Origin of the sequence: Streptomyces hygroscopicus, assembly GCF_026168105.1 — a bacterium.
Taxonomy (GTDB): domain Bacteria; phylum Actinomycetota; class Actinomycetes; order Streptomycetales; family Streptomycetaceae; genus Streptomyces; species Streptomyces hygroscopicus_D.
In genome coordinates this window covers 1-14,164 of the sequence record NZ_LBMW01000016.1, presented here as the reverse complement: position 1 = coordinate 14,164, position 14,164 = coordinate 1, and the positions used below count along the sequence as shown (strand labels likewise).

At 72.3% G+C, this 14,164-nt stretch carries 12 protein-coding genes and 2 pseudogenes; 7 read left to right on the top strand and 7 right to left on the bottom strand.

The genetic code is table 11. The features are described 5' to 3' along the window. Positions 1–155: 155 nt before the first annotated feature. Entirely contained in the window at positions 156–1,391 is a 1,236-nt protein-coding gene (locus AAW14_RS17205; protein WP_265564732.1) for a cytochrome P450, read from the top strand. Between the two features lie 185 nt (positions 1,392–1,576). Then, positions 1,577–3,199 carry a hypothetical protein gene (locus tag AAW14_RS17200; RefSeq protein WP_416223320.1) on the top strand — a complete coding sequence of 541 codons (1,623 nt, stop codon included), beginning with the start codon at positions 1,577–1,579 and terminating at the stop codon, positions 3,197–3,199. Here the strand turns inward: AAW14_RS17200 and AAW14_RS17195 are convergent. Further along, entirely contained in the window at positions 3,159–5,204 is a 2,046-nt protein-coding gene (locus AAW14_RS17195) for a bifunctional glycosyltransferase 87/phosphatase PAP2 family protein (RefSeq protein ID WP_265564731.1), read from the bottom strand. The genes AAW14_RS17200 and AAW14_RS17195 overlap by 41 nt on opposite strands. Before the next feature lie 293 nt (positions 5,205–5,497). Here AAW14_RS17195 and AAW14_RS17190 point away from each other — a divergent pair. Continuing rightward, positions 5,498–5,841: pseudogene (locus tag AAW14_RS17190) on the top strand (MFS transporter); the annotation flags it as partial. Positions 5,842–6,053: 212 nt separating this feature from the next. Further along, on the top strand, positions 6,054–6,728 hold the full coding sequence (locus tag AAW14_RS17185) for an O-methyltransferase (protein ID WP_265564730.1): 675 nt from the start codon (positions 6,054–6,056) through the stop codon (positions 6,726–6,728). Positions 6,729–6,743: 15 nt separating this feature from the next. Here the strand turns inward: AAW14_RS17185 and AAW14_RS17180 are convergent, their stop codons facing one another. After that, complete coding sequence (locus AAW14_RS17180; RefSeq protein ID WP_265564729.1) at positions 6,744–7,139, bottom strand: hypothetical protein; 396 nt, start codon at positions 7,137–7,139, stop codon at positions 6,744–6,746. 117 nt (positions 7,140–7,256) lie between these two features. Here AAW14_RS17180 and AAW14_RS17175 point away from each other — a divergent pair, with 117 nt between their 5' ends. Continuing rightward, complete coding sequence (locus AAW14_RS17175) at positions 7,257–7,676, top strand: DUF1992 domain-containing protein (protein WP_265564728.1); 420 nt, start codon at positions 7,257–7,259, stop codon at positions 7,674–7,676. 171 nt (positions 7,677–7,847) lie between these two features. Here the strand turns inward: AAW14_RS17175 and AAW14_RS17170 are convergent, their stop codons facing one another. The 4 genes from AAW14_RS17170 to AAW14_RS17155 all read right to left on the bottom strand — a co-directional run bounded on the left by AAW14_RS17170 (position 7,848) and on the right by AAW14_RS17155 (position 10,433). Beyond that, positions 7,848–8,396 carry a hypothetical protein gene (locus AAW14_RS17170; RefSeq protein WP_265564727.1) on the bottom strand — a complete coding sequence of 183 codons (549 nt, stop codon included), beginning with the start codon at positions 8,394–8,396 and terminating at the stop codon, positions 7,848–7,850. Positions 8,397–8,401: 5 nt separating this feature from the next. Continuing rightward, positions 8,402–9,079: a hypothetical protein gene (locus tag AAW14_RS17165; protein ID WP_265564726.1), complete on the bottom strand. Its 678-nt coding sequence runs from the start codon at positions 9,077–9,079 to the stop codon at positions 8,402–8,404. Between the two features lie 108 nt (positions 9,080–9,187). Beyond that, positions 9,188–9,610, bottom strand: a complete 423-nt coding sequence (locus tag AAW14_RS17160; RefSeq protein WP_265564725.1) for a nuclear transport factor 2 family protein — start codon at positions 9,608–9,610, stop codon at positions 9,188–9,190. Positions 9,611–9,716: 106 nt separating this feature from the next. Next, a complete protein-coding gene (locus AAW14_RS17155) occupies positions 9,717–10,433 on the bottom strand; it encodes a helix-turn-helix transcriptional regulator (RefSeq protein ID WP_265564724.1) in 717 nt (238 codons plus the stop codon). Between the two features lie 136 nt (positions 10,434–10,569). Between AAW14_RS17155 and AAW14_RS17150 the strand changes: the two genes are divergently transcribed. Further along, positions 10,570–11,061 carry a GNAT family N-acetyltransferase gene (locus AAW14_RS17150; protein WP_265564723.1) on the top strand — a complete coding sequence of 164 codons (492 nt, stop codon included), beginning with the start codon at positions 10,570–10,572 and terminating at the stop codon, positions 11,059–11,061. A gap of 6 nt (positions 11,062–11,067) precedes the next feature. On the opposite strand, the gene AAW14_RS17145 is transcribed toward AAW14_RS17150, so the two are convergent. Beyond that, entirely contained in the window at positions 11,068–13,167 is a 2,100-nt protein-coding gene (locus tag AAW14_RS17145) for an MDR family MFS transporter (protein ID WP_265564722.1), read from the bottom strand. Between the two features lie 222 nt (positions 13,168–13,389). Here AAW14_RS17145 and AAW14_RS17140 point away from each other — a divergent pair. Next, positions 13,390–14,164, top strand: a pseudogene (locus tag AAW14_RS17140) (hypothetical protein); the annotation flags it as partial.

Genomic DNA, 14,164 nt, shown 5'->3' with positions numbered 1-14,164 from the left:
CGCGTCCGGGCCCGCAAGTCTCTTGCAGCCCAAGAAGTGGTGATCTGCACGAATCCCGCACGCAATTGGGGACTCCGCACCCCTTGCCACTTGTAGAACCCGTTACTACCTTCACGGCAGTTCCTGATGGTCCGTCAGACTGCTGGGAGTCGTCCATGCCCTGTCCAGCGCTGCCCGACGGGTTCGACTTCACCGATCCCGATCTGCTGCACCACCGCGTTCCCCTCCCGGAGTTCGCCGAGCTGCGCCGGATCGAACCGGTGCGCTGGATACCGCAGCCGGGCAACGTGGCCGGTTTCCGTGACGAGGGATACTGGGCCGTCACCCGGCACGCGGACGTCAGGTATGTCTCCACGCACCCGGAGCTCTTCTCGTCCTCCCTCAACACCGCGATCATCCGCTTCAACGAGCACATCGAGCGGGACGCCATTGACGCCCAGCGGCTGATCATGCTCAACATGGACCCGCCCGAGCACACCCGGGTCCGGCAGATCGTCCAGCGCGGCTTCACACCACGCGCCATCCGTGCCCTCGAGGACCGGCTGCGCGCCCGCGCGCACGCCATAGTCGAGGGCGCCCGCGCGCACCCGGGCCCCTTCGACTTCGTCACCCAGGTCGCCTGCGAACTGCCCCTGCAGGCCATCGCCGAGCTGATCGGCGTACCGCAGGACGACCGGGCCAAGATCTTCGACTGGTCCAACAAGATGATCGCGTACGACGACCCGGAGTACGCGATCACCGAGGAGATCGGCGCCGAGGCGGCCACCGAACTCATCGCGTACGCGATGAACATGGCCGCCGACCGCAAGCAGTGCCCGGCCCGGGACATCGTGACCACGCTGGTGGCCGCGGAGGACGAGGGCAACCTGGCCTCCGACGAGTTCGGGTTCTTCGTCCTGATGCTGTCCGTCGCAGGCAACGAGACGACCCGCAACGCCATCACGCACGGCATGCACGCCTTCCTCACCCACCCCGGCCAGTGGGACCTCTACAAGCGGGAGCGCCCGGCGACCGCTGCGGAGGAGATCGTCCGCTGGGCGACCCCGGTGGTCTCCTTCCAGCGCACGGCCACCCAGGACACCGAACTGGGCGGAAAGCAGATCAGGAAGGGCGACCGGGTCGGCCTCTTCTACTCCTCCGCCAACCACGACCCCGAGGTCTTCGACGCCCCGGACGTCTTCGACATCACCCGCGACCCCAACCCGCACCTGGGCTTCGGCGGCGGCGGCCCGCACTACTGCCTCGGAAAGTCCCTTGCCGTGCTGGAGATCGACCTCATCTTCAACGCACTCGCCGACGCCATGCCGGACCTGAGGCCGGCCGAGGACCCGCGCCGCCTGCGCTCCGCCTGGATCAACGGCGTGAAGGAACTCCGCGTCAGCGCGAGGTGACAGGCGCGGGCCGTCGGCATCCCGGCGCCGCCGGCCCGTCCCGCGGGAGGCAGGGGCATCCCCCTACGCCCCGCCCCTGCCTCCCACGCGCCCCGCCAACGGGTGAACGCCCCTCTTCACTTCCGCGTCTTCGGAAGGGCACAGTCGTGCCGCTCCGCAGAAGACGTCGAACGGAATGCGAACCCGTGGTCCCAGCCGAGCCCGCCCTCGTCCGGCCGAAGGACACGGCCGTTTCCCCGAGCCGTCCCCTGCGGGCCTTCCGCGACCGCCATCGGGTCCCGCTCCTGGCCACGCTCCCCACCCTGCCGCTGTACGCGGTGTGGTGGCTGTTCCTGGCCACCGGAGGCGGGGACCTCGCGGCCCAGGAGGCGTGGGCGCAGTTCGCGGCCCGGCACGGGGCGTCGGCGTACAACCTCTTCTGGTACGGCGGGATGCACCCCGCCAACTACAGCGTGATCTCCCCGTACCTGATGGCCGTGCTCGGCGTGCGCACGGTCACCGTGGCCTCCGGACTGACCGCGTCCTGGCTGGCCGCGGTGCTGATCGTGCGCGCCGGGGTGCGACGGCCGGTCGGCCCGGCGCTGCTCGCGTCGGGGGCCCTGTGGTGCGACGTGGCGTCGGGCCGCACCACGTTCGCGCTGGGGGTCGCGTTCGCTCTGGCGGGCTGTGTGCTGCTGACCCGGCAGTGGCGGCCGGTGCCGGCGGCGGCGTGCGCGGCGCTCGCCACCATGGCGAGCCCGGTGGCCGGGCTGTTCCTGGCCATGGTGGGCGCCGGCTTCCTGCTCGTACGGGACTGGGGGCGTGCCCTCGTGCTGCTGGTGCCGCCGTTCGTGGTGGTCGCCGTCACCACGCTGCTGTTCCCGTTCCATGGCGAGCAGTTGATGCCGTCGGACCGCATCTGGCAGCCGGTGCTGCTGGGGCTGGCCGTGACCGTGCTTGCCCCGCCCGGCTGGCGGGTCGCCCGGTGGAGCGGAGTCGTCTACGCGGCCGCGACGGTCCTCGCGTATCTGCTGCCCTCGCCGGTCGGGACGAACGTCGAGCGGTTCGCGGAGCTGTTCGCGCCGGCCGCGCTGCTCGCGGTGCTGCTCACCGCGCCCCGGCTCCAGGTGCTCAGGCGCACCCTGTTGATCGCCGCGCTGGTCTTCTCGGTCGTCTGGGTGGGCCGCAAGACCGTCGACGACCTTCGGGTCTCCACCGCCGTGCCGGCCTGGGCGGCGGACACCGACGGCGTGGTACGCGCCCTGGAAGGGCTCGGCGCCGACCGCACGCGCGTCGAGGTCGTCCCGGCCCGCGACCACCGCGAGGCCACCGCGCTCGCCCCGTACGTGAACATGGCCCGCGGCTGGAACCGCCAACTCGACGTGGAGCGCGGCCGCCTCTTCTACGACGGCACGTTCTCGGCTGCCACCTACCGCGGCTGGCTGGACCACTGGGCGGTCGGCTTCGTCGTCCTGCCGCTGGGCAGGCCGGACGGGCCCGCCGAGGACGAGGCGCGGCTGGTGCGCGACCACCGGCCGGACTGGCTGCAGCCGGTGTGGCAGGACGCCCACTGGAGCGTCTACCGCGTCACGCGCGCCACGCCCCTGGTGTCCGGGGGTGCGTCCGTGGTGTCGTCGGACGGTGCCGAGACGGTCGTACGCGTCCCCCGGCGGGGCTCGGTGACCGTGCGCGTCGTCTACTCCCCCTGGCTGCGCACGGACGGCGGCTGTCTGGGCCGGGTGGGCGAGTGGACGCGGCTCACCGTGCCCGCCGGCGGCACCTACCGCCTCAGCTCGTCGTACCGACTGCCGCGGCAGGAGCACTGCTGACGCTCCCCGACCGCTCGGCGTCCGGGACCGCCGCCACGACGGCCCGCGGCCCGGCGAGCAGATGGGTGAGCGCGAAGCCCGAGCCCACCACGAGCGCGCCGCCGACCGCGTCGAGCACCCAGTGGTTGGCGGTCGCCACGATCGCGGACACGGTCAGGAGCGGATGGAGCATGCCCAGTGCCTTCATCCACCAGCGGGGCGCCAGTACGGCGATCACGATGCCGCACCACAGGGACCAGCCGAAGTGCAGGGACGGCATCGCGGCGTACTGGTTGGTGACCGAGGTCATCGCACCGTAGTCCGGCTTCGCGAGGTCCTGGACCCCGTGCACGGTGTCGATGAAGCCGAGACCCGGCATGAGCCTGGGCGGGGCGAGCGGGTACAGCCAGAAGCCGAGCAGGCCGAGGAGCGTGGCGAGGCCGAGCGAGGTGCGCGCCCACCGGTAGTCCACCGGCCGCCGGGCGTACAGCACGCCGAGGATCGTCAGCGGCACCACAAAGTGGAACGACAGGTAGTAGAAGCCGAGGAAGTGCTCCAGCCACGGCATCCGCACCGCCGTGTGGTTGACCCAGCTCTCGACGTCGATGGACAGCGCCTGCTCCAGGGAGTGGATCTGGCGGCCGTGCGCCTCCGCGGTGGTACGGCTGCCCGTCGCGGCCACGCGCACCGAGGAGTAGGCGGCGTAGCAGACCCGCATCAGCAGCAGTTCGAACAGCAGGTTGGGGCGGCTGAGCACCCGGCGCCAGAACGGGAGCAGCGGCACCCGGGAGAGCCGGGAGGGCACCGGCGTGGCCTGCACGGCGGGCCGCGGCGCGCGGTAGGAGGGCGACTCCCGGTCCAGGAACGGTACGGCGCACGCTGCGGCCAGGGCCGCCAGCAGGATGACGTTGTCCCGCAGCGGCCGTATCGCCGCCACGTTGGGGATCAGGACCGTCGCCGGCAGCGTCATCACCAGGACCACCACGAACGGCCACACATACCGGTCGGCGGCCCGTGTGCCGACCCGGCCGACGACCGCGAGCAGCACCCACAGCAGCTGGTGCTGCCAGGTCGTCGGCGACACGGCGACCGCCACGCATCCGGTGACCGCGACCGCGAGCAGCAGCTGGCCGTCGCGCGCGTAGTGCACCGCTCGGCGCAGGCCGAGGGCGGCGACGGCCGCGCCGAGCACCAGGAACAGGCCGATCTCCAGCGGGCCGGTGAGCCCCAGCCGCAGGAGCGCGCCGTGCAGCGACTGGTTGCCGTGGTCGTACGCCTTGCCGCCCAGGCCGACACCCGCCAGGTGGTGCACCCAGTAGGTGTAGGAGTCGTGCGGCATCGCGGCCCAGGCGAGCGCAGTGCACACGGCGAAGGTGACGGCGGTGGACACGGCGGCCCGGCGCCGGCCGGTGAGCCACAGCAGCGGCACGAACAGCAGGACGGTCGGTTGCAGGGCCGCCCCGATTCCGATCAGCACACCGCTCGAGCGTTCGCCGCGCACCGAGAAGCAGCCGAGCAGGACGAGCAGCACCGGGATGATGCTGGTCTGACCGAGGTGGAGGGCGTTGCGCACCGGCAGCGACAGCATCAGCAGGCTGATCGCCACGGGCGCGGCGAGCAGCGAGGTGCGCCGGCTCACCGGCTGCGGCAGGGACCGCGCGGCGACCAGACCGAGCGCGACGACCAGCACAAGCGACCCGAAGGTCCAGGCCCAGCCGAGGGACTGTTCGGCCGCCCGGGTGAGCGGTTTGAGGACGAGCCCCCCTAACGGGGTACCGGTGAACCGGGTCGAGTCGTACAGCGAGCCCTTGACGTGCAGCACACCGTTGGGACCGACCCAGGTCTCCAGGTCCGTGAGGCGGTCGGCTCTGGGGGTGAGCAGGACGACGGCGACCTGCCGGACCGCCAGGACGGCCGCGACCAGCCACATCCCGAGCCGGATCGCCGCCAGCCGTGCCGTTCTCGTCCCAGCGGCCCCCGCCCCCAGGGCACCGCTCATCTGCCCGCCGTGCTCCACGTTCGCCACGCCCCGTCGGCCCTCCCGCCCCGTTCGCCCCGTTCGTGCCGTGCGTGCGTCCCGTGCATCCATTGCGCCCCGCGCGTACACGCCTGTCCGAACCCTATGAGGTTTTGCGGCACCCCCGCTGTGAGACGCAGGCAACCCCCTCTTCACCTGAGGTACGTCCGGCTTTTGTCCGCACGACGATAGTGCGCGGGCCGGGCGGTTCCATCGCCGTTGCGCGAGATGGGTTCACATATGCGCCAGTCCGCCGCCGCACCTCAGCGGCCCGTCCCGCCCGCACAGACAGCATTTAGGTGCAGACGGTCACCGGCCAGTGGAAGGCGCTGCTGCTGTGCACGGGCCCGGTGCTCGTCTTCAACGTCACCGACTACCTGCTGCTGTCGTACATGCCGAGCCGTCCGGCCGGCGAGCTGAAGTGCGACGAGACCCACGGACTGCTGGTGGTGCTCGGCGTGATGGCGCTGATGATGATCGTGCAGCCGTTCGCGGGCGCGCTGAGCGACCGGATCGGCCGCCGCCCGGTGATCGCGGCGGCCTGTGCGGGCTTGCCGTTCCTGTCGGTTCCGGCCGTGCCGCTGATCCGCCGGGGCAGCCTGCTCGCGGCCCGCTCGGCATGGGCGCCCTCGGTCTGCTGCTCGTCTGATTCACGGCGGCGATGCCGGCGGCGCTCCCGGCCCTCTTCGGGTCGGGCCCCTCCCCCCGATCGGCTGAATTCCGCTCACACTGCACCCTGCCCGGGCTATATTCTTTAGCGAGTCTAGTTAGGTCATCTAATCACCTTGCTCGTCTCACCCCTACCCGTCTCGATACCCGTCTCATCGGATCTGATCGGACAGACGAAAGGCACCGTGCATGAGCACAGCGCAAGAGCTCTGGGACGACGTCGACGCCTACTTCACCACGCTTCTCGCGCCCCCCGACGAGGTGCTCGCCGCGACCCTGCGGGACAGCGAGGCGGCCGGGCTGCCGCCCATCAACGTGGCACCGAACCAGGGCAAGCTGCTCCAGCTCCTGGCCCGGATCCAGGGCGCGCGCCGCATCCTGGAGATCGGCACACTCGGCGGCTACAGCACGATCTGGCTGGGGCGCGCCCTGCCCGCGGACGGCCGGCTGATCACCCTGGAGTACGAGGCCACGCACGCGGAGGTCGCCCGCCGCAACCTCGACCGGGCGGGCCTGAGCCGCATCACCGAAGTGCGCGTCGGCCCGGCGCTGGAGTCGCTGCCGAAGCTGGCCGAGGAGCAGCAGGAGCCGTTCGACCTGGTCTTCATCGACGCTGACAAGGTCAACAACCCGCACTATGTCGAGTGGGCCGTGAAGCTGACCCGCCCCGGCGGCCTGATCATCCTCGACAACGTGGTGCGCGGCGGCCAGGTCACCGATGCGGGCAGCGAGGACCCGGGCGTGCGGGGCACCCGTGCCGCACTCGAACTGATGGCATCGCATCCCAGGCTGAGCGGGACGGCGGTGCAGACGGTGGGCACGAAGGGGTACGACGGGTTCGCGCTGGCACGGGTGACGGACTGACCGCCGCGGGGCCGCTCAGGCCTCGTGGTAGAAGCCCACGTTGACGCTGCGCGGGGCGGTGCGGTCCTGGATGACGAGCTCTCCCGCGCCGCCTCGCGGGAGCCTGACCGTGCCGCCGTAGGGCAGGGGCTGGAGCGGCTGCCCGGCGAGGGTGAGCAGCACCTCGGAGGAGGGCTCGGCGTGGGAGCCGCGCAGCCAGGTCACCTGCCAGCCGCCGTCGGGGCCGCAGAGGAACTCCAGGTGGACCCGCGAGACGAACAGCCAGTCCTCCGGGGTCGCCAGCCTGCACACGGACGCGTCCCGGCCCACCCGCAGCACGGTCCCCGGGGCGCTGGGCGCGTCGGCCATCAGCATGCCGGCCGTCGACCCGGCATCCGCCCCGGAGACCGAGGCCATGGTGAGTTCGAGCACGTGCGCTCCTCCTGGATGCGGTGGTTCAAGGCTCCTACGGCCGAGCCCGGTTGGCGTACCGGCGGAATGATAATTCGCCCGATCGCCTCGTCGGGGGGCGTCCGGCACAATGAACCCATGACCGAGCGCAAGCCACCCGGTGTCAGCTTCGAGTCGTATGTCGACAAACAGATCCGCGACGCCCAGGCGCGCGGCGAGTTCGCCGATCTCCCCGGTGTGGGCCGGCCGGCACCGGCCGTCACCGAGACGACGTACGACGAACTGTGGTGGATCAAGCGCAAGATGGCCCGCGAGGGGTTCTCGGTCCTGCCGCCGACGCTGGCCCTGCGCAAGGAGGCCGAGGACACCCTGGCGGCGGCCGCGGTCGCGCCGTCCGAGCGGGTGGTCCGGCGGCTGGTCGAGGACCTCAACGTGAAGATCCGCGACATGATGCTCAAGCCGCCGCCGGGACCGCCGCTGGGCCTCAAGCCGTACGACGTCGAGGAGATCGTCCGGGAGTGGCACGAGCGCCGGGCCGGGCTCCACGACGCGGGCTGAGCATCACGCCGGGCGGGGCCGCGCCCCGGGGACATGGTCCGGGACGCGGCCCCGCCCACGGCCGCCGCTCACAGATCTAGTGCCGTATCAGGCAACGTTTTAGGAGGGACGCGGGGCGCGCAGGTGCGCCCGTTCCTTCAGCTCCTACTGAGCAGCCGCTCGGCCGTCGCGTCACAGACTGAGCAGCCGCTCGGCCGTCGCGCGGTAGTCGCGCAGGGCGAGCCGAAGCTGTTCGGTGTCGCCGCTGTCGCCGGTCTCCTGCCAGGAGGCCTTCAGAGTCCGCCGCCGTGAGGCCACGGCCTCCGCGAGCCGCGAGGCCACCTCTTCCACCACGTGGTCGGCTTCCTCGACGGCCTCCTGGGGGCTGTCCACGAACCCGCCCACGGCGTGCTGCAGCCTCAGCGAGAACTTGTCCGACTCGTCCCGCGGCAGCAGGCGGCCCTCCCGCGGGACGCCCTCGGGCCGCGCCCCGGCCGCCCCCCGCCGCTCGCCGCCTTCGAGCCGCGCCCCCGTGGTCCCCGGGGGCTCCTCCCCGCCGGGCCGCGCCGCGCGTGCCTCACGCTGCTCGACCTCGCCGGGCCGCAGCCCGGCCGCCTGCCGTCGCTCGGTCTCCCCGGCCCGCAGCGCGGCCTCCTCCTCCCGGCTCTCGATCTCGTCGTCGGGCCGCCGGCCGGCCTGCTCCGAACGCCCGACGCCGCCACCCGGTGTCACATCGGTCATCGCCCTCAACTCCCCTTCGCATGCTGCCTGTGGAAGGTCCACGGGAGACGGGAGCGCCCGTCGGCACGCGCGGGCACGTGCCGGGCCGTCCCCTCCGTGGAGTCGGCCGCCTGCCCGCGCGGGGGTGCCACCAGGTCCTCGAAGAGGGCGCGGGCCTCCAGCAGGGCCTCCCGCATCTCCTCCGTCTCCGTGCGGCTCCCGGCCGCGCCGTCGGCGGCCGGGGCGTGGGCGGCCCCGTGCAGTCGGCGGTAGCCGTGGACGTGCCGGGCGTGGTGCACGGACAGCGCGTCGAGCTGGTCCTCGTAGCGGCCCCCGTCGGGGAAGCCCCGCGCGCCCGCCAGTTCGGCAAGCAGCCGGTCCGCCTCGGCTACGGCCTCCCTGGGGGAGTCGACGAAGTGCTCCTGCGCGGCTGCCCAGCGCGTCGCGTACCGTTCGCGCTCGGACGCCTCCAGTGACCGCTCGCGCAGCGAGCCGTACTGGTTCAGCCGCTCGGTGAGTTCACGTTCGGCGGCCTTGGTGTCGCCGTCGTGCCGGGCCACGGTCCGCTCGTACTCGGGCCCGAAGCGGCGCCTCAGGCCTGCGCCGAGTGTGCCCCGGGTACGTGGGTTCAGGGCGGCCGCACCCGCGACAACGGCCGCCAGGATCACGATCACGATCAAAGCGATGATCACGCCTGTGGACATGGATGCCTTCCGGTCTCTCGGCCCCGCGGGCCGTCTTCCGCCCGGGTTGCCCGGACGGCCGTCCCCAAACGAGCCGGGACGGCCGGAAGCCACCTCACCGGGCGGGCGTCACGGCGCGAACCGGCGCAGCCCGGTCACCGACCAGACGGTCGCGATCCGCCCGTCGACCACCTCGAACTGATCGATGCCGCTCTTCTCGGTCACATCACCGGCGACGTCCTCCCCCGACACGTACCAGCGCGAGACGACAATGCCCCGCTCGGTGTCGACGAGGGGAGTGCCGTCCACGGCGTACCGCAGGCGGGGCCGGGCGACGCGGAAAGACGCGACGTACTCGACGATGCCCTGCGGGCCGTGGATCGTGTCGGTCTCCTCGGCGCGGTCGGGACTGTTGCCGAAGCGGATGCGGAAGCCGGGGGCCAGGAAGCGCTCGGGGTCGCTGAAGTCCCCGTTCCACAGGGCCGTCCAGCGGTCGAAGAGAGCGATACCGGCCGCGGGGGTGAGGGGGGTGCCGGTCGTGGTCTGAGACATGGCTGCCGCCTTTCGTGCGTTTCGGGCCGGGTGCGGGCCCGTCGGTCCATCGGAACGGGCCCCAGCCTCGGACACGTGCGCGACATCCCCCTGTCGGTGATTGGGGTCACATTCCCAGCTCGCTCAGAGGCACCACGTCGGAGCCGAGCCGGTCGAGTTCGGACAGGTCGACGGGACGGCGCGGGACCCGCTCTGCGAGTGCCTCCACCGCGCGGATGCGGTCCAGCCGGAAGCCGCGCACGCCCGCGCGCAGCCGGCACCAGGCGACCAGGTACCAGTGTGCGTTCCCGCCGAGAAAGACGAGCGGTTCGACGTCACGGCCGGTGACGGCGCCCGACGCGTCGGCGTACTCCAGCCGCAGTACCCGCTCCGCCGAGAGCGCCTCGCGCAGCGGCCCGGGAACGACCGGCTCGGCGGGCACCGGCCGTGACAGCGGTACGAGCAGCCGAACGCGCCCGGCCAGCTCGGCCGCCGCCGCGCGCTCGCGCCGCGGCATCACCGCGAGCACCTTGTGCAGCGCGCTGCGGGCGTCGGCCGCGAACGGCGTGCCCTCCAGCGCCCGCAGCGCCACGGCGAGCGCGGTCGCCTCCGCCGGGGTGACGGTCAGCGGTGGCAGGGTCCGCGACGGGTCGAGCGCGTAGCCGCCGCTCCGGCCGGGTTCGGCATGGACCGGTACCCCGGCCTGCTGGAGCGCGCCGAGGTCCCGCTCGATCGTACGGACGCTGACCTCGAAGCGGCGGGCGAGCGTGCGCGCGCTGCGGGGTCGGGGAGCGGCGGCGCGCAACTCCTCGACCAGGGCGTACAGCCGGTCGGTGCGATTCATGCGACCAGTCTGCTGAGTCCGCCTCAGGGGCACGCCGATGCCCGCCCGGACCAGGCAGGAACGACAACCCGCGGCTCACGGTGTCTCACCCATATTCGGTTGCGCGACCTGGCCGCCCCCTCCGGAGAATGTCCTCATGACCTGGACCGTGGCCCCGGAGAACCATGACTCGCCCGTCGCCGCCGCGTTGTGGCGGGCGTACTACACGGAGGTCAGCGACCGCTGGTACGACGTCCACGAGGGGCGCTCGACCGACCCGGACGAACTGGAGCGCGAGATCGCCGCCGACACCGGCGACTGTCTGGCGCCGCCCGACGGGGTGCTCCTGGTGGCCCGTTACGAGGGCGAGCCGGCCGGGACCGCCGGCGTGCGGCTGACGGATCCGGCGACGGCCGAGCTCAAGCGGGTGTTCCTGCGCAAGGAACTGCGCGGCCGGGGCGGCGCCCCGCTCCTGTTGGCCGCCGCCGAGGACGCGGCCCGCTCGCTCGGTGCCCGTCGGATGGTCCTCGACACCCGCCACGACCTGGTGGAGGCCCGCGCCCTGTACGCCCGCCTCGGTTACGCGGAGACCCCGCCGCACAACGACCAGCCGTACGCGGAGCACTGGTTCAGCAAGCAACTGGCCTAGGAGGACTCACGCCGGACGCGTCCTCGGCCCGTCGTGCGGGCGTTCCGCGTCCGAGCCGCAGAGCTCCCGGTTCAGTTCCTGGACCAGCTTGGCCAGATCGGTGGGACGGTCCGGGCCCCACCAGTCGCCGAGCAGTTCGGCGAGCGACTCCTCGCGGGCATCGGCGAGACGGTCGGCGACCTCGCGGCCCTGCTCGGTGAGGACGAGGTCGAGCCCCTCGCGCACGGCCAGGCGCCGCTCCTCCAACTGCCTCCCGGCGGCGAGGATGACGTTGAGCGGGACCGTGCTGCGCTCGGCGAGCACGGCCGGCTCGGCCCAGCCGTACTTCCTGACCCGCAGCAGCAGCCAGCTCGCCCCGGGCAGCAGGTCGTACCCGGCCCGTCTGGTGATCTTGTCGTAGATCTCGCGCCGCCCTTCCCGGGAGCCGAGCACGGACAGCGCCCGGCAGACCTCGTCGTACGACGAACGCTCCACCGGGTTGCTGGCCAGCGTCTCGGTCACGTCCGGCGCCGTCACCGAACCGCGCAGCCGGTCCTCGCGCAGGAACCACGCCAGCACGAAGCCGAAGAGGGCGACCGGGGCGGCGTACAGGAAGACGTCGGTGATCGAGGAGGCGAACGCGTGCAGGACGGCAGGCCGTACGGCGGGCGGGAGGGCCGCCACGCCACGCGGATCGGCCTTCAGTACGCCCGGGCTGACGCCCGCCGGCAGCGGACGGCTTGCAAGAGCCACGGTGAGGTTGTGGCCGAGACGGCTCGCAAAGATCGCGCCGAAGACGGACACACCGAACGAGGCTCCGATGGAGCGGAAGAAGGTGGCGCCGGAGGTGGCGACGCCGAGGTCCTCGTAGCCGACGGCGTTCTGCACGATCAGCACCAGGACCTGCATGACCAGGCCGAGGCCCAGGCCGAAGACGAAGAAGTACCAGCTCATCTCGGCCGTGCTGCTGTGCTCGTCGAGCCGGTGGAGCAGGAGCAGGCCGATCGTGGTGACGCCGGTGCCCGCGATCGGGAACACCTTCCATCGGCCGGTGCGGCTGACGATCTGTCCCGAGGTGGTGGACGCCAGCAGCATGCCGACCACCATCGGCAGCATGTGCACGCCGGACATGGTGGGTGTGATGCCGTGGACGATCTGCAGGAATGTCGGCAGGTAGGTCATCGCGCCGAACATCGCGAAGCCCACGATGAAGCTGATGACGGCGGAGAGCGTGAAGGTGCGGACGCGGAAGAGCTTCAGCGGCAGGACCGGTTCGGCCGCCCGGCGTTCGACGAGCACGAAGACCACGACCAGCGCGGCGCCGACGACCGCGAGGCCGACGGTCTGGGGCGACCCCCAGCTCCAGGTCGTGCCGCCGAGTGAGGCGAGAAGGACCAGACAGGTGGCGACGGAGGCGATGAGGAGGGTGCCGAGGTAGTCGATGACATGCCGTTCGGCCTTCCGCGGGATGCGCAGGGCCGTCGCGATCACGGCCAGGGCGACGACACCGACGGGCAGGTTGACGTAGAACACCCAGCGCCAGCTGAGGTGCTGGGTGAAAAGCCCGCCCAGCAGCGGCCCCAGCACACTCGTCGCGCCGAACACGGCACCGAACAGCCCCTGGTAACGCCCGCGTTCCCGGGGCGGGACGATGTCGCCGACGATCGCCATCGACAACACGATGAGTCCGCCGCCGCCGAGACCCTGGACGGCGCGGAAGGCGATGAGCTGCGGCATGTTCTGCGCCATGCCGCACAGGGCGGAGCCGACCAGGAAGATCACGATGGCGGTCTGGAACAGCCTCTTGCGGCCGTACTGGTCACCCAGCTTGCCCCACAGGGGGGTCGCCGCGGTGGAGGCGAGCAGATAGGCGGTCACCACCCACGACAGGTGTTCCAGACCGCCGAGGTCGCTGACGATGGTGGGCAGCGCCGTCGAGACGATGGTCTGGTCGAGGGCGGCGAGCAGCAGGCCGAGCAGCAGCGCGCCGATGGAGACGATGACGCCACCGTGCACGCCCTCCGGCGGGAGAGCGTGCCGCCCGGCAAGCGGGCCGCCGATGCCGGGCGACTCCCTGTCCGCGGCCCGTGCCGCCTCGCCCGCCCTGCCCTGTGCGTCGCCGCTCATGTGAAGGCCTCCCGGTCGTACGACCTCCGTGAACCCGGAGCGCGGGCGGCACGGTCCGCGCGGCCCTGGGGTTCTCGTCCATCCTGCACTCCCATCGTGGTCGGTGTGACCCGTTATGGCCTGTTGAGTCCTGATGGGAAGCGGGGATTCCGGGGGGCTCCTGGCAGATTGTGTGAGGGAGATCTGCATAATCTCTGGAATTCGGCGGGAGGGGGCCCACGGGTGAGCGGATCGAACGGACAGGCCTGCCCGGAGTGCGCGGCGCCACGACTGCCGGACGGCACGCCGTCGTGCGGATGCACCCGACGGGCGTCCGAGGCGCTCCGGGACACGCGTACGGCGGAGGCGGCAGCGGCGGAGGACTTCGATCCGCTGCGGATCCGGCCGTACGTGGAGTTGGAGACCTCCCCGGCTCCGGCGGAGACGGCCGCGCAGGACACAGCGGCGGGAGGTAGGACGGCGGGGGGCACGACGGCGAGGGGCGCTACAAGGAGAGGCGCCACGACGAAAGGCGCTACGACGAAAGGCGCTACGACGAGAGCCGCGGCGCCGGACGAGACAGTGCCGCTCGCGCCCGCCGGGTACGAGAGCGCGTGGCGCGCGGCTTCCGCAGACGAGACGGTACAAATGGGTGCCGCCGTGGACGGGACCGTACGCCATCCGGCCGACACCGACGAGACGGTGGGCCATTCGGCCGCCACCCACGAGACCGTGCACCATCCCGCCGCCACCGACGAGACCGTCCGGCTCGGTGCCACCCACGAGACGGTGGGCCATTCGGCCGCCACCGACGAGACCGTGCACCATCCCGCCGCCACCGACGAGACCGTCCGGCTCGGTGCCACCGACGAGTCCGTCCGGCTCGGTGCCGTACCCGGTGGCGTCGATGAGCTCGAGCCGGCCGGGGTGCCGGTCGTGGCGGGGCCCTTGGACCACGCGCCGCCCGGGCGCCGGCGCCGGACCGTGCTGCTGGCCGCCGGCGGGGGCGTGGTCGCGG

Excerpts from the sequence above, each read along its gene's own strand:
- AAW14_RS17175 (WP_265564728.1), top strand. The coding sequence starts at position 7,257 with ATGACCGAGCGCAAGCCACCCGGTGTCAGCTTCGAGTCGTATGTCGAC.
- AAW14_RS17150 (WP_265564723.1), top strand. The coding sequence starts at position 10,570 with ATGACCTGGACCGTGGCCCCGGAGAACCATGACTCGCCCGTCGCCGCC.
- AAW14_RS17145 (WP_265564722.1), bottom strand. The coding sequence starts at position 13,167 with ATGAGCGGCGACGCACAGGGCAGGGCGGGCGAGGCGGCACGGGCCGCG.
- AAW14_RS17155 (WP_265564724.1), bottom strand. The coding sequence starts at position 10,433 with ATGAATCGCACCGACCGGCTGTACGCCCTGGTCGAGGAGTTGCGCGCC.
- AAW14_RS17185 (WP_265564730.1), top strand. The coding sequence starts at position 6,054 with ATGAGCACAGCGCAAGAGCTCTGGGACGACGTCGACGCCTACTTCACC.
- AAW14_RS17165 (WP_265564726.1), bottom strand. The coding sequence starts at position 9,079 with ATGTCCACAGGCGTGATCATCGCTTTGATCGTGATCGTGATCCTGGCG.
- AAW14_RS17205 (WP_265564732.1), top strand. The coding sequence starts at position 156 with ATGCCCTGTCCAGCGCTGCCCGACGGGTTCGACTTCACCGATCCCGAT.
- AAW14_RS17160 (WP_265564725.1), bottom strand. The coding sequence starts at position 9,610 with ATGTCTCAGACCACGACCGGCACCCCCCTCACCCCCGCGGCCGGTATC.
- AAW14_RS17170 (WP_265564727.1), bottom strand. The coding sequence starts at position 8,396 with ATGACCGATGTGACACCGGGTGGCGGCGTCGGGCGTTCGGAGCAGGCC.